The sequence below is a fragment of the uncultured Nostoc sp. genome, from assembly GCF_964247315.1.
GTDB lineage: Bacteria > Cyanobacteriota > Cyanobacteriia > Cyanobacteriales > Nostocaceae > Nostoc.
This window is the reverse complement of record NZ_CAXTTT010000008.1, coordinates 73,211-94,421: the sequence shown is the minus strand read 5'-3', so window position 1 is coordinate 94,421 and position 21,211 is coordinate 73,211. Positions and strand designations below refer to the sequence as shown.

Below are 21,211 nucleotides of genomic sequence, written 5' to 3'. Positions count from 1 at the left end.
TGTTATTTTGAAATCTTTCTTAGTTTTTATTAGTAAATAAGATGCGTTTGCCCTGAGTACCAAATCTATTACTCCCATCTCCACAGATTATTTATAAGCAAACAATAGCCAATACGATAAAAAAATCCCCCACCTCGCGGCAGGGGATTTTTATTACTTACCTATAAAACTAGCAGCCGAATTAACCGAACTTACCAGCAGTAGAAGCAATCAAGAATGCAGCGTAAGTTACGACATAGCCAACAGTGAAGTGAGCTAGACCAACTACACGAGCTTGAACGATAGACAGAGCCACGGGCTTGTCTTTCCAGCGAACTAGGTTAGCTAGGGGAGTGCGTTCGTGTGCCCAAACAAGGGTTTCAATCAACTCTTGCCAGTAACCTCTCCAGGAGATTAAGAACATGAAGCCAGTTGCCCAAACTAGGTGTCCAAACAGGAACATCCAAGCCCAGACAGACAGGTTATTCACGCCATAGGGGTTGTAACCGTTAATCAACTGAGCAGAGTTAGCCCAGAGGTAATCGCGGAACCAGCCCATAAGGTATGTAGAGTTCTCATTGAACTGAGCTACGTTGCCTTGCCAAATACCTAGATGCTTCCAATGCCAGTAGAAGGTCAACCAACCAATGGTGTTGAGCATCCAGAATGTAGCGAGGTAGAACGAATCCCATGCTGAGATGTCGCAAGTACCGCCACGACCGGGGCCGTCGCAAGGGAAGGCATAGCCGAAGTCCTTTTTATCGGGCATCAGCTTAGAACCACGGGCATCCAAAGCACCTTTGACCAAGATCAAGGTGGTGGTGTGCAGACCTAAAGCGATCGCATGGTGTACCAAGAAGTCGCCAGGACCAATTGTTAAGAACAGAGAGTTAGTACCAGCATTGATGGCATCTAACCAGCCTGGCAACCAAACGTTAGCGTAGTTGGGCCATGCTGTGTAAGCAATACTATCTGGGTTAGATAGCAAGGCATCTAAACCGTACAGTACTTTACCGTTAGCAGCTTGGACGAATTGAGCAAACACTGGCTCAATTAAGATTTGCTTTTCAGGAGTTCCAAAAGCAACTACTACGTCGTTGTGTACGTACAGACCAAGAGTGTGGAAGCCCAAGAAAAGGGATACCCAGCTAAGGTGGGAAATAATCGCTTCTTTGTGCTTCAACACGCGCTCAAGGACGTTGCCCTTATTTTGCTCTGGGTCGTAATCACGTACCCAGAATATTGCTCCGTGAGCAAAAGCACCAAGTATCAGGAAACCAGCAATGTATTGATGGTGCGTGTATAGCGCTGCCTGAGTCGTGTAGTCCTTCGCAATAAATGCGTAGGAAGGCATGGCGTACATGTGCTGCGCTACCAAAGAGGTAACGGTTCCCAGAGCAGCTAGGTGAATACCCAACTGGAAGTGCAACGAATTGTTATAGGTGTCGTACAACCCTTGGTGAGGCAGGTTGAACTGACCTTCACTATTAGTACCAGGTACTAAACCGGATTTGGAGTTCAGCATTTCTTTCATGCTGTGACCAATCCCAAAGTTTGTCCGGTACATGTGACCAGCAACGATGAATAAAACTGCGATCGCTAGGTGGTGATGAGCTATGTCAGTCAACCACAAAGCTTCTGTCTGGGGATGGAAACCACCCAAGAAACTCAGAATTGCAGTTCCTGCACCTTGCGATGTCCCGAAGATATGTCCAGGTGTGTCAGGGTTTTGAGAGTAAACACCCCAGTTACCTGTAAAGAATGGTGTCAAACCTGCTGGGTGGGGTGGGGTACTCAAAAAGTTATCCCAACCTACGTGCTGACCGCGAGCTTCGGGAACAGCAACGTGAATTAAGTGACCAGCCCAAGCCAAAGAACTAACACCAAACAAACCTGCTAAGTGGTGGTTTAGGCGATGTTCAGCACTCTTAAACCATGCCAAGCTGGGACGGAACTTGGGTTGCAAGTGCAGCCAACCAGCAAATAACAGTACAGCTGCGAATAACAGCAAGAACACTGAACCGTTGTACAGTTCACCATTCGTCCGCATTCCGATGGTATACCACCAATGGTAGAGACCAGAGTAGGTAATGTTTACCGGATTGCTAGCGCCAGCTTGGGTAAAAGCTTCGATCGCTGGTTTACCGAAGTGGGGATCCCAAATCGCATGAGCGATGGGACGGATGTGAAGGGGATCTTTAATCCACTGTTCAAAGTTACCTTGCCAGGCTACGTGGAACAGGAGGCTGGATGCCCACAGGAAGATGATTGCCAAGTGACCGAAGTGAGTTGCGAAAATCTTTTGGTAAAGATTTTCTTCCGTCATGCCATCATGGGTTTCAAAGTCGTTGCCTGTAGCGATCGCATACCATATCCGACGAGTCGTCGGGTCCTGTGCGAGATCCTGGCTAAATTTGGGAAATTTTGTCGCCATAGGTTTAATAAATCCTCTGACCTTTAGCCATCAAGTATCAGTTCAATTTCGGATTTTAGATTTTGGATTTTGGATTGAATCTAAAATCTCAAATCCAAAACCCAAAATTTTGCTGATTGCTACCCTACTGAAAGGATGTGTGCATGGAAGAACGCCCAAGTTGTGGCAATTCCTCCCAAGAGGTAATGAGCTACCCCTACGGCCCGACCCTGAATAATGCTCAGAGCGCGAGGCTGAATTGCTGGAGCTACCTTCAGTTTATTATGTGCCCAAACAATGGACTCAATCAGTTCTTGCCAGTAGCCGCGACCACTGAACAGGAACATCAAGCTGAATGCCCAAACAAAGTGAGCGCCTAAGAACATGAGTCCATAGGCAGATAGCGCACTGCCGTAGGAATTGATGACTTGTGTAGCTTGTGCCCACAAGAAGTCTCGCAACCAACCGTTGATGGTAATTGCACTTTGGGCGAAGTTACCACCAGTGATGTGAGTTACAGTACCATCTGCATCTACGGTTCCCCAGACATCTGATTGCATCTTCCAACTGAAGTGGAAAATTACAATAGACAAGGAGTTGTACATCCAGAAGAGTCCCAGGAATACATGATCCCAACCAGAGACTTGACAGGTACCGCCACGACCGGGGCCGTCGCAAGGGAAGCGGAAGCCCAAGTTTGCCTTGTCTGGAATCAGACGAGAGCTACGGGCGTACAGCACACCTTTAAGCAGAATTAGGACGGTGACGTGAATGGTGAAAGCGTGAATGTGGTGAATTAGGAAGTCCGCTGTCCCCAAAACAATGGGTGCAGCTGCCACTTTTCCGCCAACAGCCAAGACACCGCCGCCAAAGACATAGCTAACTGGTTCTAGGGCATTGGGTGCAGTTGTACCAGGAGCCAAGGCATGGATATTTTGTATCCACTGGGCAAATACTGGCTGCAATTGAATCCCTGTATCAGAGAACAAGTCTTGAGGACGACCCAATGCACGCATTGTGTCGTTGTGGATGTAAAGTCCAAAGCTATGGAAACCAAGGAAAATACATACCCAGTTCAGGTGAGAAATAATCGCGTCACGGTGACGAATCACCCGATCCAGCAAGTTATTTTGATTCACAACTGGATCGTAATCCCGCACCATGAATATGGCAGCGTGAGCCGCACCGCCGACTATACAGAATGCACCAATCCACATATGGTGGGTGAAAATGCACAACTGCGTAGCGTAGTCAGTTGCCAAATATGGATAGGGGGGCATCGCGTACATGTGATGCGCGATGATGATGGTTAGCGAACCCAAGAAGGCTAGGTTAGTAGCCAACTGAGCGTGCCAGGATGAGGTCAGGTTTTCGTAGAGACCTTTGTGACCTTCACCTGTGAAAGGACCTTTGTGGTTTTCCAGGATCTCTTTAATACTGTGACCAATACCCCAGTTGGTACGGTATTGATGACCAGCAACGATAAACAGAACTGCGATCGCTAAATGGTGATGAGAAATATCAGTCATCCACAAGCCGCCTGTTACTGGGTTCAGACCGCCCTTGAACGTCAGGAAGTCAGCATACTGACCCCAGTTCAAAGTGAAGAAAGGTGCTAAACCAGCAGCAAAGCCGGGATACAACTCGGTCAACAAGTCTTTGTTCAAGATGAACTCGTGGGGCAAGGGTATGTCTTTGAGAGCAACGCCTGCATCCAAAAGCTTGTTGGTCGGTGCGGACACGTGGATTAAGTGACCTGCCCATCCCAAGGAACCACAACCTAGCAATACTTGCAAGTGGTGATTCAACATCGACTCCACATTCTGGAACCATTCCAGTTTGGGAGCGCGTTTGTGGTAGTGGAACCAGCCGGCAAATAGGAACAAGCCTGCTAATACCAATCCACCGATCGCAGTGCAGTAAAGCTGGAAGGAGTTTGTAATCCCCCAACCACGCCATACTTGGAACAAACCGGAGGTGATTTGAATGCCGTGGAAACCACCGCCAACATCACCGTTTAAAATGTCTTGTCCCACAATAGGCCAAACGACCTGAGCACTAGGCTTAACGTTTAACGGGTCGGTTAGCCAAGCTTCATAGTTAGAAAACTTCGCGCCGTGGAAAATCATCCCGCTCAACCAGATTGTCACTACGGCGAGGTGGCCGAAGTGGGCTGAGAATATCTTGCGGGAAATGTCTTCTAAATCGCTTGTATGTGTATCAAAATCATGGGCGAGTGCGTGCAGGTTCCAAATCCATGTGGTGGTTTTGGGACCTCTGGCTAAGGATCTGTCAAAGTGTCCAGGTTGCGACCATCTCTCGAAAGAGGTTGGAACTGGATCGTTATCGACGATTACTCTTGCCTTCTTTTCCTCTCGCTCCGGAGGACTTATTGTCATTCGACCTCCTCTCTTGATAAGGAATGAGGAATCATGTATACCACAAAGTGAACCATTACCGTATACTCCAGAATTTTACTGAAGCCGCGATCGAGACTCGATGTGGAGAGTTGTTTCTCGTTGAATTATAAAGTCTTCACTTGTACTTTGTTAGAGATATTTTAACAATAATTCAAACTTGCTCGAATATTGCTGAAATTCATGTCTTAACTGGCTTTTAACTTCAAACTCTTTGTGCAAAAGTCAATAGTTTATCTATTTAATTTACAAAGAATAACAATTCGTAAAATTTATGGTTTGGCTGTGTGTAGTCGATGTCCCAACTTTTACCGCTATTATTTATGAACATTTATGTCATATCTCAATTTTTGCGAGTAAAACGATGTAAAAAATATGACTTTTTTTAAAATTTTCTGAAATACAAAGGAAAACTTATGGGATGTGAGGCAGATTTCACCCTTTGGGCTATAGTTCCAGATGGACAGTTTGAGCCAAAATAATCTGTCAATTGTCGAAGACTATTACTGGTGCAACGCATGAACTTGTGGCAGAAAAGGGTGTTAGAGAAACTCCTCCCTGAGAGGTTCCCAATTTTCAGGTGGGTAATAACATTGGTGCTGGTATTAAGCTTGACCAGTTGCGGCGAAAAAGCCGATAGTCAGGAAGTATCTTCTGGCTATAGAGAAAACTCCCCACAGATTTCTCAAATTTCCAAGGAATTTTCGGAAGTTTCCCCTCCATCTGTTATTCAAGAACTGCGTCCAATTTTGGAAGTTTATCAGCCACAAGTGACAATTGTTACTCCAAAAATTGATGAAGTTCTTCAAGACAACAAAGTCACAGCCAGTTTTCAGGTTAAGGATCTACCAATATTTAAAGACCCACAATTACAACTGGGCCCACATCTACACGTAATTCTGGATAATCAACCTTATATACCTGTTTACGATCTAAATCAGCCCTTGGTTTTGCCAGACTTATCTCCAGGTAGTCATACCCTGCGTGTTTTTGCTTCTCGTCCTTGGCATGAAAGCTTTAAGAATGAAGGTGCTTATGCCGAAACAACATTTCACGTCTTTACCAAAACCGATGACAACACCCCAGATGCTAAATTGCCCCTACTAACTTACAGTCGTCCTCAAAGTAGCTACGGAGCAGAACCAATCTTACTGGACTTTTACCTAACTAACGCTCCTCTGCACCTCGTTGGTAAGGAAAACCCCAACGACAAGTTCAGTGATTGGCGCATCCGCTCCACTATTAATGGTGAAAGCTTTATTTTTGATCGCTGGCAAGCAGTTTACCTTAAGGGCTTCCGTCCAGGGAAAAACTGGATAAAGCTGGAATTTCTCGATAACCAGGGAAATGCTGTCAAAAATGCCTTTAATACTACAGTTAGATTGATTGACTATCAGCCAAAGGGTAAAGACACTCTATCAAGAATTGTCAGAGGAGAACTCACAGTAGATGAGGTGCGCCCGATTGTAGACCAGAATTATAGAATTGCACCTAAACCTACACCCACGCCATCCGTTGAAAAAATACCCCAAATACAACCAAAGGTAGAAAAACAGCCGATTCCTGAAATTGAAGTTCCAGAAGATTCCAAAATTCAGCCAGAACAGCCAAAATTGGAAGTTCCAATGGCTGCACCATCTCCCACTTTCTCTCCGACACCACCAAAAATTATTGAGTCGCCAATACCAGAACCACAGCCAGAGGTAATACCAACTCCTGAATCAACGCCGTTACCCGAAAAAATTGCGCCTCAGCCAACAAAACCTAGATTTGGCGGATTTTTTAACCGTGGGGCTGGTAAAGTTCCCACCCCACAAGCACCAGTTGCACCATCTCCTAGTTTGCCACCCACGCTGCCAGAGATTATTGAGTCTCCAGCACCAGAAATAATTACACCAACACCAGAACCACAGCCAGAGCTAACGCCAACTCTTGAATCAACGCCGTTACCCGAAAAAATTACGCCTCAGCCAACGAAATCTAGATTTGGCGGATTTTTTAACCGTCTAACGAATAAGACACCTACTCCAGAAGTAACAATTATGCCATCTCCTAGTTTGCCACCCACGCTGCCAGAGATTATCGAGGCTCCGACACCAAAAATAATTACGCCACCAGCAGAACCACAACTAGAAGTAATGCCAACTCCTGAATCTACGTCGTTATCTAAAACAACCGTTCCCGATTCAGAAAAATCAGAATTAACCAAAAATACTCAACTGTAACTCTTGCGCTAAAACTTCAACAAATGCGATCGCACCTACAGGATTTCCGATATTATCCAATCCAGGACTGTAACAAGCGATCGCTCCCTCACCTGGTACTATTGCTACAAGCCCACCACCAATCCCTGATTTCATCGGTAAACCAACTCTGACTGCAAACTCGGCAGAAGCTTCATACAGTCCACAAGTTAACATTACAGCGTTGACAATCCGACGGTTTTGTGCTGAAAAATAGCTATTTTCACAAGCTAGCAGTTTTCCTAATAGAGCTAAATCTTCAACTCGCCCAGATAAACAGCATATTTGTTCATAAGTGTCAAGTGCTGCTTCAATATTTTCGAGATGACCGGCTTTGGCGAGATAATTAGCGATCGCTTCATTGGCTTTTGAGCGGGTTAATCTTACTGAAGCCAGCATTACCTCATCTAAGCTTAGTTGGCAACCTGCTAATTGGTTGAGCCATTGACAAAATAAAAGAGTACGTTGGCTAGCGTCCTTTCCTGGTAATTTATCAGACAGGGTAATTGCCCCACTATTAATCATCGGGTTGCGGGGATGACCGCGATCGCTAATTAATTGTTCTAAAGAATTGAAGGGTGCATCTGATGGTTCCACTCCAACCCAACCGAAAACCGTTTCTGCTCCTAGATGTTCTAGCAGATAAAATAGAGAGAATGTCTTAATCACACTCATTAACGGGAAGACACAAGCAGTATCTCCAAAGCTGATATTTTTCCCCGATTCACAGCAGATGTGAACTGCAAACCAACCAGGATCGGCTAAAGCTAATTGCGGAATGCGATCGATAACTTGTCCTCGTTCAACTTGGGTTTTGGCTAGTTGCACCCAAGCTGATAACTTCGTAGTAGTTAGTTTGTCAAATACTTTCAAATTGTAAATTTTATTTATTAAATAGCAATTAACAGTATGCTGTGATATTTTTCAAGGCTTTATAATACGTAAAAACAATAAATCAAGGAGAAAAACTTGTCAAACTTAATTTAAAAAAGCCTACAGCGATCGCAGTTGGCTTCATCGGGTCGCTGTTATAGGGGGCAACGCTAAAAACATTTCTAATTTATGCAGTTCCTGAAAGCTAGAAACTGACAGTTCTCAACACTAGGCAGTTTTCAGCTTTAGACTTGTTGGCGTTTTAACTCTTGTATCAATACTTGGCAGCGCTTACTGGCTTCTCTTGCCTGTTGCCTGAACTGTTTAGCTTGCTCTTGGTTAGTTAAATATACTTCAGATGCTTTTTGCCTGAGATCAACAGCTTGTTTACTGAGTTCCTGAATACGAGTCTTTAATTCTTCAATTGTTTTCATCTTTGCTCCTGTTCTGAAATCACAATTTCCAAATTTTCGGCTTCTTCATAAAGTATATCTGCTCTACTAGCCAGCAAGCTAGCATCATCAAAATCATTGTTTGCTATTGCTCTGTCATGAGCTTCGTACAACTCATCAATGATTTCTTGTAATTGTACGTAAGCTTGTAATAATACATTACGGGTTTCTGACTTCATCTTGACTGGTTAAATATTTAACTCTCCTGCAATTAAACTTTAAACTTAGATTTTGTTTTATTTAAGCCCCTGGTAGCAACACACGGTAATATATCATTGTTTCTCATCGGCCTATTTCAGAAAATTTAGTATAAACATCCTTTAAGAGCAAAGTATACCTCATGATTCCCCGTGTCAGAGCGCCAGAATTACCACAAAATTACTCTTGGCTCAACACTGATAAACCTTTGTCTATTAAACAATTTAAAGGTAGAGTCGTAATCTTGGACTTTTGGACATACTGCTGTATCAATTGTTTGCATATTTTGCCAAACCTGAAATATTTAGAACAAAAATATAAAGATAGTCTTATCGTTATTGGCGTACATTCTGCCAAATTTGACAACGAAAAGGAAACAGAAAATATTCGCCAAGCTATCCTACGCTATGACATCGAACATCCAGTTGTCGTTGATAGTGGTTTTCGGATTTGGGAAGAATATGCTGTGCGTGCTTGGCCTACGTTAATCATTATTGATCCAGAAGGTTATGTGATTGGCCAGATTTCTGGTGAAGGAAACCGTGACACTTTAGACGAGTTGATTCAAAAGTTAATTGAGCAACACCAAGACAAAGGCACAATTAATTTCCAAGAAATCAGCTTGACTTTAGAAAAACAGCGTCAACCATTAATCACACCTTTAGCTTTTCCTGGTAAAGTTCTAGCTACTCCAATGGGTTTATTCATTGCTGATTCTGGACATCACCGCCTAGTTATGAGTAGTTTCGACGGAGAAATTCTACATTTAATTGGTACTGGAAAATCTGGCTTAACCGATGGTGCTTTTAACGAAGCACAATTTTTTGCACCGCAAGGAATGGCTTATGATGCCAAAAATCAGATTCTTTACGTTGCTGATACAGAAAATCATGCGCTGCGGCGAGTTGATTTAAAGCGCCAAGTAGTCGAAACTATTGCGGGAACTGGCGAACAAAGCCGTAATATCCATCCTCATGGCGGTGCTGGATTACAAACAGCACTGAATTCCCCTTGGGATTTAGTGAAAGTAGGAAATACCCTATTTATTGCAATGGCTGGGCCGCATCAAATTTGGCAAATGGATTTAGAAACTGGCATGATCAAAACTTATGCTGGTACTGGTGCAGAAGCGTGTATTGATGGTTCACTTACTGAATCTGCCTTTGCTCAACCTAGTGGTATTACTAATAATGGGCAAGAATTATATATTGCTGACAGTGAAGTTAGTTCAATTCGTGGTGTGGGAATTGTCGAACCATACCAAGTAAGAACTGTTTGCGGTAGTGGGGGTTTATTTGGTTTTGGCGATGTAGATGGACAAGGTGAAGATGTCCGTTTACAACACTGTTTAGGAGTAGAATATGCTCAAAATTTTTTGTGGGTGGCAGATACTTATAATCATAAAATTAAATTAGTAAGTCCCAGTGGCAATTGTCAAACAGTTTTGGGAGATGGTTCTGCTGGTTTACAAGATGGTCAGGGTAAGAACACTCGTTTTTTTGAACCTTCGGGATTGAGTGCGATCACTTCACATTTATATATTGCCGATACCAATAATCATGCCATCCGCTGCGTAGATTTGAATACTCTTGAGGTGACAATGTTAGAGTTTTCTGGCTTATGTGCGCCAGATGTATGTATTCCGCCTAGTTTCTAGAATGATTACCTCACAAAAAAGCGCATAGATACGGAGTTTTTCTCAACACCTGTGCGTAAAATTTTAAAGGATAATTTTTTGAGATATTTAATTATACTTTTTATTCAGTATTTTCACATAATTTATATTAAAAATATTACATTACAATCCATATTGGGTAGAAAATCAAAAGTAATTACTACTGACTCTGAGTTGATATTCTAGGTGTTGATATGAAAAATAAATTTATTCCTTTAGAGTGTGGAGATGATGTTATCTTTTTTGAAAGTGATACCTTTAAAGTGAGTAAATTAAGAGAGCTAGTTATACGAGAAATTGTAAACAAATGGCATCATAAAATTTCAAATTACAAAGCTAAAATTTTGGATGCTTCAGTGGGAAATCTATTTAGCAATATATCTGTTCGTGATGAGTTAATTACAATCAGTGAATTTAACTTAAATACTGTAAAAGATTGTCAATTTCTTCAAAGTGGTAAAAACTTACAAAAAGGAAAATTAAAAATTAAGATATCTATATATCCTAATAGCCATCAGCCAAATAGTGTATGTCTTGAATTTTACCCAGATGAAGATATCGAGAGAAAATCGTTTTGATACAAGCAACATGAACACCATTCTCCACATTACCAAACGCCAACAATGGGAACAAGCAAAAAATATTGGAACATATCGTGCTGATTCGTTAGACAGTGAAGGTTTTATACATTGTTCAAAATCAACGCAAATACTCAAAGTTGCAAAGAGATTTTTTGATAATCAAAGAGAATTGGTACTACTTTTTATTGATTCTGAAAAAGTACAAGCTGAAATTCGCTATGAACCTGCTGAAATAGGGGAACTATTTCCTCATATTTATGGTGAGTTAAATATTGATGCTGTGTATCAGGTGATTAATTTTGAAGCTGGGGAAGATGGTTTATTTGAGTTGCCGCAAGAAGTTATAAATTTAGAATAATCAACCACAGAGGCGCAGAGAACACAGAGGAGAGATGGAGAGAATTTAAGCGATCGCTTTTGGCTAGCGCGTTCGTGGCTATACAAACACCCTCTAAGGTCAAATCAAGGTTTTGAAACTCAGCTTTGTGGGTTTTGCTTGTGTAGACAACAGTTTCTAACTGCCCAAATAAAGAAATTCCGCGCTTTACTTAAAGAATGGGAATTCATCTAGAGCAATTGTGACCGAATTTAATTTACAAATCCAAGAAAATAGCGATGGCTTCGCCAACGCCAAGGGCGATCGCTTGTCAACTCCACATGAGGATGCTACACCTAGCTTGCTTTCCCTTAAGAGTACGATACACTGCGTCAACACCAAAGGCGATCGTCTCGACCGTTACCTTTCCCAAGAATTACCAGACTTATCCCGTTCTCGCATCCAACAGTTAATCGAACAGGGTAACGTCCAACTTAACGACCAAGTTTGCACTTCTAAGAAGATCAATGTCAAGGTAGGCGATCGCATCACTCTCGAAATACCAGAAGTTCAACCTCTAGAATTGCAAGCAGAAGACATTCCCTTAGATATCCTTTACGAAGATGACCAGTTACTTATTCTCAACAAACCCGCAGGCTTAGTTGTCCATCCAGCGCCCGGTCATCCTGATGGCACTTTGGTAAATGCTCTATTGGCTCACTGTCCCAATTTACCAGGAATTGGCGGAGTCCAACGTCCGGGAATCGTTCATCGATTGGATAAGGATACTACGGGTGCGATCGCGATCGCTAAAACAGATATTGCCCATCATCATCTACAAGCACAACTGAAAGCAAAAACTGCACGACGAGAATACTTGGGCATAGTTTACGGTGCGCCAAAAACTGAAAGTGGCACTATAGACTTGCCCATTGGTCGCCATCCCCAAGACCGCAAAAAAATGGCTGTTATGCCTGTTGAAGATGGCGGACGAGTCGCCGTCACTCACTGGAAAGTATTAGAACGTCTTGGTAATTTCACCTTAGTTCACTTTCAATTAGAAACTGGACGCACCCACCAAATTCGTGTCCACAGCAGCAAAATTGGTCATCCCATTGTCGGCGATCCAGTTTATAGTTCTGGCCATTCCGTCGGGGTAAATTTGCCTGGTCAAGCACTACACGCTTGGCGACTCAAATTACAGCATCCCCTATCTGAGGAGTTGATTGAGGTGACAGCTACTCCTCCCGCCCACTTTACAAAACTTTTAGAGATGCTAAAAAGACGAGCTACACTTTAACCTCATCCACGCCTGAAACTACCCCAATTTTAAACACATCGAAGCATTGATAAAAAACTATACCCAATGCCCTTCAGGAGTGCTAAGTGCTGAGTGCTGAGTTGAGAATCTCACTTATTTATTCGGAACTCGGAACTGTTTTGCCCAATGCCCAATTCCCTATGCGCAATGCCTAATACCCATTAACAACTAGCGTGCATTAGACATGGGATAGAGTCTGTTTCACTTAGTTATATCTAAATAAAACTCCTACATAACCCAAGACTTATGCACGCTATAAAGCGATCAAATGGATGTGCTAGCCAGCCACCGACCAAAAATTATTTAATTCCTGACAGTTGTCGATAAGGTACAGACTTTTCGATATCGATGTTGTATGGCGAGATCCGTTGTGGAGCATTGCCAGTTGCATTGATATTTTGTGCCATACTCAGGAATAGAGATGGATCTCCAGCCTTTACTTTTTGCTCTTGTGGGAGGAATCTGCGTACTTCGACCTGCCAAATGATTTGGGGGAAACCCAGTTTAGCACGGTGGTAATCTTCGTATCGTGGGGATTTGATGTTGAATGGCAACTCACCCTCAGATTGGGATGGCAGTATCCGACGGCGCTGATAAGGCACTGTGGAGTATCCAAAATTGCTCAGGTACTCTTCAGTGTTGAGTACTTCATCAATAAAGCCTACAATACCCTTGGTAGCGACTACAATAGACCAGGCGATTTTTTCCCGCTCGTTGTAGGGATCGCGCCCTAGAACCCGCTGAATTACTTGCTCAACAAAGCGATAATTATTGTTGAGGTCGTAGAAGCTTTTCTTAAAGGTATTAGAAAGCACCAACCCACGAATAAAGTCCCGTACTGTAATTTGTCCATTACGGAGTTGAGACTCTAAATATGTTTCGCGATCGGCAGCAAAAGCATAAAAGAAAAGTTGACGATATGCTGCTTCGATCAAATCACCTAAATCTGACGGAGAAAGTATATTGTCGGTAGTAAAAATCCTGGGCTGTTCATCACCCGGTACTTCGTATGCAGCTACACGCTGATTTTGACTTGAAGGGTCATATTCTAACAGAGGAATTGCCACTCTAAAGCCTCCATGTTCTTAATTAAAGTTAACAACTTTTAATCACATATTAAAGGAGTAGTTGTATCAGAACCTCAGATTCTGATAAAATTTCACGAAACTTAACTAAGGGGAATTTTAAGTATTCGTAGGATAAATGGTTAGCCTACTGGATCCAACCCACAGCTAATCAATAAATAGGGAGTTTGGCTTCCAGCTTAATGACTAACGTAAATGACTAAAAAATTTTATTCACATATTTTAGATTAGGAGATTCAGTTTCACCTTTTTAAACCAAAGTAATAATTTTTAACATTTAGCAAAAGAAATTAATGGGGCATGGGGCAAAACAGTTCCGAGTTCTTCGGCTTAAAGTAAAGAAGTGAGATTCCCTACTCAGCACTCAGTACTCAGCACTCAGCACTCTTGAAGGACATGGAGCATTTCCCTTATCCCCCTTGTCCTCTGCTGCCTTCAGCGACCTATCCAAAATTTCAGGGGATCTATGGTTGATTTACAGTGAGGCCAGCTACGCAAAGTTGCTTCCATTCCTGTCTGCCAGTAGGGTGGTTCCAATCCTAGCCCTAAGCATAAATGAGATAGGATGCTAGCAAATTGCTCATTGTGACCAAAGTCTCCTACATGGGCATGGGCGTATTCATGGACAACTATACCAAACCAGTCTCTAGGTGCAACTCGACCAACATCTATCAGAATAGTGATTGGGTTGGTGAGAATGTTGCACAGCCCATCTATGCCGAAGGATTGAGCTATGGGAACTGCAAAAATTTGGATGTGGCGACGCTCTTGGGGATGAAAGCACTGATGACAAACCTCTAGATAGGTGTTGATCTGAGAGTTTACGGCGTTAATATTCTCGCCAATCCAAGTGCAAATTGGGATGCGATCGCGCAGGTTATCAAACACATTCACCATACCCGGTTCTAGGGCAAGTCTCTGTACCAGATGCAGATAATCTTGCCCACGAGTAAAAGCATCACTCTGCTTGAGAATCATTCACCAGCCCAAAACTGAATAAAACTGTCTTTTTTCTAAAACATCCGCTCCTTGTCTTTCTGTTACTTCTTCTGTGCTGGAAGCCTCACCAGAAGTTTCAATGCGGCTTTCAGTACAAAACGATGCGGTGCTAAAGCCGCCAAACCGTTTGACTGTACTGGTTCGCATTCGCATATTTGGGCTGGCGAACCAAAATCGCTCAATGGAACTCATTGTTTCATATTCAGTTGTCAACACCAGTCCATCTTCATCATCCATGTGAAAAAGACCGACTACAGGCACTATTTCGGCGTAACCTCTTTCACGGAGTAATTTGCCTTGCCTTGGGTTATCGCCATCAGGCACGATCGCAAATATGGTTTTCCCCTGATGATTCTCCTCATCCTCTCGATCCCAAGCCATTGTGCCTAGCCAACGCACACGCGAGCCACCGACTGAAAGGCTGGGGTCAATCTCATGATATCGGCACAGTTCAATGATTTCTGGATGATCGGCATCCAGAGTTTCTACCTGTATATCCGATTCTCCCGTCTCTGAGCGCTTGAACGCCAGATGATGAGTTGCACGTTGCGATCGCCACTTACCAGCACTTAGCTGAAAAAATTCCATTGCGTCTATCAATCTTCTGACTCCTACTTAATTACTCCTGCGGATGATGTTTTACGAGTTCTTTGTTTTTAGAGTAGTTGGTATATAAACATTCTAAACATTACAGCGATTAGTGGTCAGCTTCAATAAACACCCTAGAAAGGGAGGGAGAGACGTGTTGTTATCTGATTGTAAACTTTTATGAGTGTGATTTGTTATCGCTTGACAATGTAGACATTTTAATATTTGAGTGCTAAACTAATAGAAAGCGATCGTCTTCTACAAAAACAAATACCCTTCGATTCAATCAATCACAGGAGTGAATGATGGACTTTCCAGTCGAATTAACCTTAGAACAACAGTTTCGCTTACAAAATTTGAAAGGCCAGGTAAAAAATTTGAGCCAAGAAGAGGCTCAGGAATTTTTGTTAGAAATTTTACGGCAGATGATGGTGAAAGATAATTTGGTCAAACATCTGCTAAAACAAGCTTAATCAAGTAAAAAATAAGATTTTTTCCTTAAGACTTACGCAGTGGCAGAGTTCCAGTCAAACGCGTAAGTCTTAATTTTTTGGGCATTGGGCATTGGGAATGGGGGCTAAAGAATAGACTCACCCTAAATCTGTCTCCCAAGCTTGGGAGAGGGACTTTGAAATTGGCTCCCCTTCTCCGAATTTAGGGAGAAGGGGTTGGGGATGAGGGCGAATTTTGCATTTGTGCAAGAGGTCTAATAAGCTCTTAGCAGAGAGCAAGGGAGAAGAGTTTTACTCTCTTATAAGAGCACCCCGCACACAAAGCTTCTTTACCAATGCCCAATTCCCAATGCCCCATGCCCAAGGTAAATATTACAGATTATTACTTTGTCTCTCATAGTAAAGACTAGGGTACTATTAATCCCCTATGTTTTTCTTTGGCTACTCGCAGTTAATCTGATCGAGAACACGCCAAAAATAATATCCGCCATTTGTGAATATTAAGGAGAACTCATGGTTCTTGACGCTTTTTCTAAAGCTGTAATTACAGCAGACGCCAAAACTGCTCCTATTGGTGGTGCTGATTTAGCAGCCCTCAAGTCTTTCATTGCTGAAGGCAACAAGCGCCTTGATGCTGTAAACGCGATCGCTAGCAACTCTAGCTGTGCCGTTTCTGATGCCATTGCTGGAATTGCCTGTGAAAACCAAGGTTTAATTCAAGCTGGTGGTAACTTGTACCCAACTCGTCGCCATGCTGCTTGCCTACGTGATGCCGAAATCATGCTGCGTTACGTGACCTATGCGCTATTGGCTGGTGATTCTTCTGTTTTGGACGATCGTGCTCTGAATGGGCTAAAAGAAACCTACACAGCTTTGGGCGTCCCCACCGGTTCTTCTGTACGTGCTGTACAGCTCCTGAAGGCTATCAGCGTCGCTCACATCACCAACACCAACACTGAAGCTAACGCTGGTAAAAGGTTCCGCAAGCAAGAAGTAGTTCAAGGCGACTGCTCTGCTCTAGCTTCTGAAGCTGCTAGCTACTTTGATCGCATTATTTCTGCTCTGAGCTAATAGCTCATGGCTAACGGCTATTAGCCAAACGAACTGAAATTCAAACCCGATCAAATCCCATCTGGAGTATAAAAAGTAATGAAATCAGTTATCACCACGGTTATTACATCTGCTGATGCAGCAGGTCGTTTCCCATCTACCTCTGACCTAGAATCCGTCCAAGGTAGCATTCAACGTGCTAACGCTCGTTTAGAAGCTGCTGAAAAGCTAGCTTCTGGTATTGATGCTGTAGCTAAAGAAGGTTATGATGCTGCCTTCAAGAAATATCCTTACTTGAACCAAGACGGTGAAGCTGGCGACACCCAAGTTAAAAAAGATAAGTGCCTCCGCGACATCAAGCACTACCTGCGCCTAATCAACTACAGCTTAGTTGTGGGTGGTACTGGGCCTTTGGATGAGTGGGGTATTGCAGGTGCTCGTGAAGTGTATCGCTCTTTGAATCTGCCTACTGCTCCCTACGTTACCGCAATGACTTACACCCGTGATCGCGCTTGCGCTCCTCGTGATTTGTCTCCTCAAGCGTTAGTTGAGTTCCGCAATCTTCTCGACTATGTAATCAACTCCCTGTCATAATGACACGGATTGGGTAGACGAGCGATTGTCATACTCTAGAACTAGGGACTCTCAGTCTGTTGCTTTGCCTAAATTAGGTTGAGTAATCGACTTAGAGTCCCTCAGTTGTGATTAATATTTATCATTTATCTCTATCTTGAACTCAAGAAATTTAAACAGCGAAATTTTCTCTTATGACAATAGATTCTCTATTTGACCAATTGAAACACCCCAATCCCAATCTGCGGGAACGAGCCATGTGGGAACTGGCTGATGTCCGTGATGAAAATACTATTCCTCGACTGATGAGTATTTTGGATGAAGAAGATGTAACCTACCGTCGAGCTGCGGTAAAGGCACTGGGTGCCATTGGTATAGATGCTGTACCGCCACTAGTAGAGTCATTGCTGAACAGCGATAATGCAACCATTCGCGGCAGTTGTGCCAAAGCCCTAGCACAAGTCGCCGCTAACCATTCAGATGTACCCTTCCCAACTGAAGGTTTAGAGGCATTAAAAACAGCGCTCAATGACCAAAATGGTGTTGTTTATATTGCATCTGTGATGGCTCTGGGTGAGATTGGTTCCCCTGCCTTTGAAATTTTAACTGAAGCTCTGAAAACAACAGATAATGTTGCGGTGGCTGTGGCAATTGTGAATGCACTCGGTTCAATGGGTGATATCCGAGGAGTGGAAGTGTTGAGGGCATTGACAAACGATCAATCTGTCGATCCATACGTTCGTGAGTCAGCAGTGAGTGCTTTACCACGATTAGATCAGGTGATTAATTATAAGAGAGGGTAGCGCGATCGCTCTTACAACTACCTTTATCAATGCCAGTAGGGCGGATACATTAGACCTCTTGCAAACATCGCCCTATTCCCAAGCATCTTCCTCTAATTGTCTTTCAATTTGAGAAATTGCCAACTTGAACACTGCCTGAACCCCTCCTTCCCCTTCTTGAGTCAATGCAGCTTGCAGGGGTTCTAAAGCAGCGTCATCGCCAATTTTCATCAATGCCAAAGCCGCCGCTTTTCGAGTTTCCCAATCGGCATGATGCAGTAACTCGACGAGGTTAGGAATTGCTGGTTGATAGGTTAGACTGCCCAAAGCAGCAGCAGCTTCACACCGCACAATTTCAGATGGATCGGTGAGGGCATTAACTAAAATATTAAATGCTCCTTCTTCAGTACCTTCTTCAGCTATTTTAGCGATCGCTCCCACCACCGCAGCGCGAACCTCAGCCGAGTCTGAGTTAATCTCTTGATATAAATATTCCTTCGCCTCTGCTCCAATAAATCCTAACGCCCATACTGCATATCCTTTGGCACTTTCTGGATACTCGTTTGATGCTAAGATTTTTAGTAATGCTGGCACAGCGGGCTTACCTATCTTGGCCAGCGCTCCCACCGACGAGGCTTTGACCACCGTATCTTCATCATTTAACAGAGCCTTGACCAAGGTTGGAATTGCGATCGGGTCAGCGATCAGTGTCAGGGTTTTGGTGCTAGCTCGCCGCACAACTGGGTTTGGGTGATTTGCCACAGCTTCCATCAATAAAGGGGCCGCTGGTTTACCGATTTTCCCCAATGCCTCTGCAAAACTCAACCTAACCATCCCCCGTGAGTCTCCCATACTCTCAATCATCTGCTTGAGTCGGTCTTGGTCATCAGGGTTGAAGGTGTTTAAGCTTAATTGCTCACTCACCGCTGCAAATAAAGCATCAGTTTCTGCCTGAGACAGATTTAACGAATCTTCCTTGGATTGAGTTTTGGAGTTGAGCATATAACTTATAGCTAAATTATCAAGATAAATTACTAGTTGCTGACGCTCAGGGCAGCTTGCTGATTACGGAGATCCTGGAGGGCAGAATCAATCTTGGCAAGCTCAGGCTCTAGTTTTGCCATAACATTTACTTTCATCAACTTAGCCCGTTTTGCTGTTTCCATAGTTTCTTGGACTAAACGTTCCCGATACTGCTCAAGTTCTGCAATAACTTCTGCGACATCTTGAGCGCTTACGTTATCGGTTGTTGTGAGTTCTGAAGTTTCATCCATAAGTTTTGTTTCCTAAATGCGTGTTTATTTGAATAATGTGTGGTTAGTGTTCCCAAGAATGTTTGTATTTGGTTACTCGTTAAAGAGAGGCAACTAACTAATAGCTGACAAATGTATATGTTTCGATCTTCTCAGATTGCGTTACCACTGGTAAAGCTTTTTGACGGAAATCTTCAAAGTCAAACCCAACTAATTATCCTCAAATAGCTATACAGAGACTTTTGATGCTTCTAATCAATCCCCAAACATATATTTATCGCTATTTCCCAGTCCCCAGTCCCTAGTACGATAGTAAACGTGACATCTGAGCAATTATCCAAGAGCAATTTACAGATCAATGGATAAACGTTTTTTTAAAATGTTTGGGTTAACAGAAGAAGAAGCGATCGCAATTATTGATACACCATTAGAACAACTCGAAGACGCTTCTGATAAGTATATTGCTGTTTCCCATCTAATTAACTTTCCGACTGAGCAATCAATCGCGGCTTTGGTGAGGGCGATTGAAACCAGCAACCCTGATGAGTTAGACCACCGGATTGTCCGACGCAAAGCTGTGGAAAGTCTGGGGCGATTGCAGGCACAATCAGCTTTACCTGTAATTCGGCAATGTCTTAAAGATGATGATATTTATACTGTTGAAAATAGCGTGTGGGCGATTGGGGAAATTGGGACTAAAGATCCAGAAATTCTCGAAGAAGTGGCGCAGCTGTTGGATAAACCAGGTCAAATCTATCGAGTCATTATTCACACCTTAGCTAATGCTGATTATCAGCCGTCCCTAGAGCGTGTAAATAAATTTACTCAAGTTGAAGATGAACCTACCCGTAGTGCTGCGATCGCTACAGTTTGTCGTTTCACAAATGACTACTCCCAAATTACTGAAGTAATGGCGCTGCTGCAAAGTTCTAGCGTCAATGCACGGCGCGGTTGTATTCAAGACCTGATTGATTCTTGCTACTACAAAGCCATCCCAGAAATTGCCCGTTGTCCTGTATCTTTGGTGTTCCGGTTACGAGCATTGCGGATGCTTTTGGATGTAGGGGTTCCCAGTGGTGAAATTACCTTTACAGAAATTCAACCTTACTTAGAGCAAGTACTCTACGATCGCCCCAACGACCTCGATCTAGTACATGAGTATGATGCTACTCCTAGTCTAGATTTTGTAATTAACGAACTCTACGAAACCGATTTTGGACGTTGCTATTTAGCCACAAAAACTTTATTGGATATCTATGCACAAGAAGCACCAGCAGCACTATTAGCAACTTATTCGGACAAAGCATATAACGATTATGGCGCTCATTATCATGTGATGAAACTTTTCGGGTGGCTGAAATATGCTCCCGCCTACGATTTATTAGTAGAAAACCTGCACAATCGCGAACCTCAGTTTCAGAAATCTCGTGCGGCGTGTGCGATCGCTCTTTGTGAATTAGGTGATTCACGAGCAATTCCTGAAATTAAAATTTGCCTCAATACGCCAATTTGGGATTTGAAATACGCTTGTTTATTAGCACTAGACCGCTTAGGAGACTCGTCCGGTCGAGAAATTTGCGATCGCGATCGTGATTGGTTAATTCGGGCGAAAGCAACAAGTACTCAATAGTTAGAAGTTAGAATTCAGGAGTTATATTAAGTCTAGATATCCGTTAGTTCGCGGATAACACGGCAGGGGTTGTCGGCAGCTAACATCCCGGCGGGGAATGTCGTGGGTATGGCATTGAGGTCTTGACACAAGTTCCGCGCCCGCTCGGCGCAGATTAGTTCAGGGTCAAGCTTGTTATACAGATATCCCGCCAACATCTTCTCGCGTTCACTAAGCACAATAACGCCTCTTTACAGCAGATTGCAGGTTCATAAAGTACAATACTAAACCAGATTTCAATTTCAGTAGACCGAAAAGTTTTGCGTTAGCGTTCGCGTAACGTCTCGAAGAG

The 21,211-nt window shown here is 43.2% G+C and carries 21 protein-coding genes; 10 read left to right on the top strand and 11 right to left on the bottom strand.

Annotated features, from left to right (window positions below; all coding sequences use genetic code 11):
• Positions 1-181: 181 nt before the first annotated feature.
• Positions 182-2,413 (bottom strand): photosystem I core protein PsaB, encoded by a 2,232-nt coding sequence (gene psaB, locus ACFE93_RS04605; RefSeq protein WP_375472217.1) that lies wholly within the window; start codon positions 2,411-2,413, stop codon positions 182-184.
• Positions 2,414-2,532: 119 nt separating this feature from the next.
• Positions 2,533-4,791, bottom strand: coding sequence for a photosystem I core protein PsaA (psaA, locus tag ACFE93_RS04600; RefSeq protein WP_375472216.1), 2,259 nt, complete (start codon positions 4,789-4,791; stop codon positions 2,533-2,535).
• Positions 4,792-5,327: 536 nt separating this feature from the next.
• Here psaA and ACFE93_RS04595 point away from each other — a divergent pair.
• On the top strand, positions 5,328-7,034 hold the full coding sequence (locus tag ACFE93_RS04595; protein WP_375472215.1) for a hypothetical protein: 1,707 nt from the start codon (positions 5,328-5,330) through the stop codon (positions 7,032-7,034).
• Here the strand turns inward: ACFE93_RS04595 and glsA are convergent.
• The 3 genes from glsA to ACFE93_RS04580 form a co-directional block, all read right to left on the bottom strand.
• Complete coding sequence (gene glsA, locus ACFE93_RS04590; RefSeq protein WP_375472214.1) at positions 7,011-7,925, bottom strand: glutaminase A; 915 nt, start codon at positions 7,923-7,925, stop codon at positions 7,011-7,013. The two genes, ACFE93_RS04595 and glsA, sit on opposite strands and share 24 nt — an antisense overlap.
• Before the next feature lie 245 nt (positions 7,926-8,170).
• Entirely contained in the window at positions 8,171-8,359 is a 189-nt protein-coding gene (locus ACFE93_RS04585) for a hypothetical protein (RefSeq protein WP_375472213.1), read from the bottom strand.
• Positions 8,356-8,556, bottom strand: a complete 201-nt coding sequence (locus ACFE93_RS04580) for a hypothetical protein (protein WP_375472212.1) — start codon at positions 8,554-8,556, stop codon at positions 8,356-8,358. Before ACFE93_RS04580 ends, ACFE93_RS04585 begins: the two co-directional genes overlap by 4 nt.
• A gap of 161 nt (positions 8,557-8,717) precedes the next feature.
• On the opposite strand from ACFE93_RS04580, the gene ACFE93_RS04575 reads away from it, so the two are divergent.
• The 4 genes from ACFE93_RS04575 (at position 8,718) to ACFE93_RS04560 (ending at position 12,447) form a co-directional block, all read left to right on the top strand.
• Complete coding sequence (locus ACFE93_RS04575) at positions 8,718-10,232, top strand: thioredoxin-like domain-containing protein (RefSeq protein WP_375472211.1); 1,515 nt, start codon at positions 8,718-8,720, stop codon at positions 10,230-10,232.
• Between the two features lie 212 nt (positions 10,233-10,444).
• A complete protein-coding gene (locus ACFE93_RS04570) occupies positions 10,445-10,828 on the top strand; it encodes a KGK domain-containing protein (RefSeq protein WP_375472210.1) in 384 nt (127 codons plus the stop codon).
• 10 nt (positions 10,829-10,838) lie between these two features.
• Positions 10,839-11,189, top strand: a complete 351-nt coding sequence (locus ACFE93_RS04565) for a DUF952 domain-containing protein (RefSeq protein ID WP_375472209.1) — start codon at positions 10,839-10,841, stop codon at positions 11,187-11,189.
• 340 nt (positions 11,190-11,529) lie between these two features.
• Complete coding sequence (locus ACFE93_RS04560; RefSeq protein ID WP_375472222.1) at positions 11,530-12,447, top strand: RluA family pseudouridine synthase; 918 nt, start codon at positions 11,530-11,532, stop codon at positions 12,445-12,447.
• A 320-nt stretch (positions 12,448-12,767) separates the two neighbouring features.
• On the opposite strand, the gene ACFE93_RS04555 is transcribed toward ACFE93_RS04560, so the two are convergent.
• The 3 genes from ACFE93_RS04555 to ACFE93_RS04545 all read right to left on the bottom strand — a co-directional run bounded on the left by ACFE93_RS04555 (position 12,768) and on the right by ACFE93_RS04545 (position 15,140).
• On the bottom strand, positions 12,768-13,535 hold the full coding sequence (locus ACFE93_RS04555) for a phycobilisome rod-core linker polypeptide (protein WP_375472208.1): 768 nt from the start codon (positions 13,533-13,535) through the stop codon (positions 12,768-12,770).
• 453 nt (positions 13,536-13,988) lie between these two features.
• Positions 13,989-14,531, bottom strand: a complete 543-nt coding sequence (locus tag ACFE93_RS04550) for a hypothetical protein (protein ID WP_375472207.1) — start codon at positions 14,529-14,531, stop codon at positions 13,989-13,991.
• Positions 14,532-15,140 (bottom strand): phycobiliprotein lyase, encoded by a 609-nt coding sequence (locus ACFE93_RS04545; RefSeq protein ID WP_375472206.1) that lies wholly within the window; start codon positions 15,138-15,140, stop codon positions 14,532-14,534.
• 302 nt (positions 15,141-15,442) lie between these two features.
• Between ACFE93_RS04545 and ACFE93_RS04540 the strand changes: the two genes are divergently transcribed.
• The 4 genes from ACFE93_RS04540 to ACFE93_RS04525 all read left to right on the top strand — a co-directional run bounded on the left by ACFE93_RS04540 (position 15,443) and on the right by ACFE93_RS04525 (position 18,018).
• Positions 15,443-15,613, top strand: a complete 171-nt coding sequence (locus tag ACFE93_RS04540) for an NblA/ycf18 family protein (protein WP_334846191.1) — start codon at positions 15,443-15,445, stop codon at positions 15,611-15,613.
• Between the two features lie 492 nt (positions 15,614-16,105).
• Positions 16,106-16,663: a bleomycin hydrolase gene (locus ACFE93_RS04535; RefSeq protein ID WP_375472205.1), complete on the top strand. Its 558-nt coding sequence runs from the start codon at positions 16,106-16,108 to the stop codon at positions 16,661-16,663.
• A 78-nt stretch (positions 16,664-16,741) separates the two neighbouring features.
• On the top strand, positions 16,742-17,236 hold the full coding sequence (locus ACFE93_RS04530) for a bleomycin hydrolase (protein ID WP_104907578.1): 495 nt from the start codon (positions 16,742-16,744) through the stop codon (positions 17,234-17,236).
• A 173-nt stretch (positions 17,237-17,409) separates the two neighbouring features.
• On the top strand, positions 17,410-18,018 hold the full coding sequence (locus ACFE93_RS04525) for a HEAT repeat domain-containing protein (RefSeq protein ID WP_375472204.1): 609 nt from the start codon (positions 17,410-17,412) through the stop codon (positions 18,016-18,018).
• Between the two features lie 72 nt (positions 18,019-18,090).
• Here the strand turns inward: ACFE93_RS04525 and ACFE93_RS04520 are convergent, their stop codons facing one another.
• Both ACFE93_RS04520 and ACFE93_RS04515 read right to left on the bottom strand, forming a co-directional pair.
• The gene (locus ACFE93_RS04520) at positions 18,091-18,999 is read right to left on the bottom strand and encodes a HEAT repeat domain-containing protein (protein ID WP_375472203.1); all 909 of its coding nucleotides are present in this window, start codon (positions 18,997-18,999) and stop codon (positions 18,091-18,093) included.
• 32 nt (positions 19,000-19,031) lie between these two features.
• Positions 19,032-19,271 carry a hypothetical protein gene (locus ACFE93_RS04515; RefSeq protein ID WP_375472202.1) on the bottom strand — a complete coding sequence of 80 codons (240 nt, stop codon included), beginning with the start codon at positions 19,269-19,271 and terminating at the stop codon, positions 19,032-19,034.
• A 337-nt stretch (positions 19,272-19,608) separates the two neighbouring features.
• Here ACFE93_RS04515 and ACFE93_RS04510 point away from each other — a divergent pair, with 337 nt between their 5' ends.
• Positions 19,609-20,880 carry a HEAT repeat domain-containing protein gene (locus ACFE93_RS04510; RefSeq protein ID WP_375472201.1) on the top strand — a complete coding sequence of 424 codons (1,272 nt, stop codon included), beginning with the start codon at positions 19,609-19,611 and terminating at the stop codon, positions 20,878-20,880.
• A gap of 32 nt (positions 20,881-20,912) precedes the next feature.
• Here ACFE93_RS04510 and ACFE93_RS04505 read toward each other — a convergent pair whose 3' ends face one another.
• Positions 20,913-21,077, bottom strand: coding sequence for a maltose acetyltransferase domain-containing protein (locus ACFE93_RS04505; RefSeq protein ID WP_375472221.1), 165 nt, complete (start codon positions 21,075-21,077; stop codon positions 20,913-20,915).
• Between the last annotated feature and the right edge of the window lie 134 nt (positions 21,078-21,211).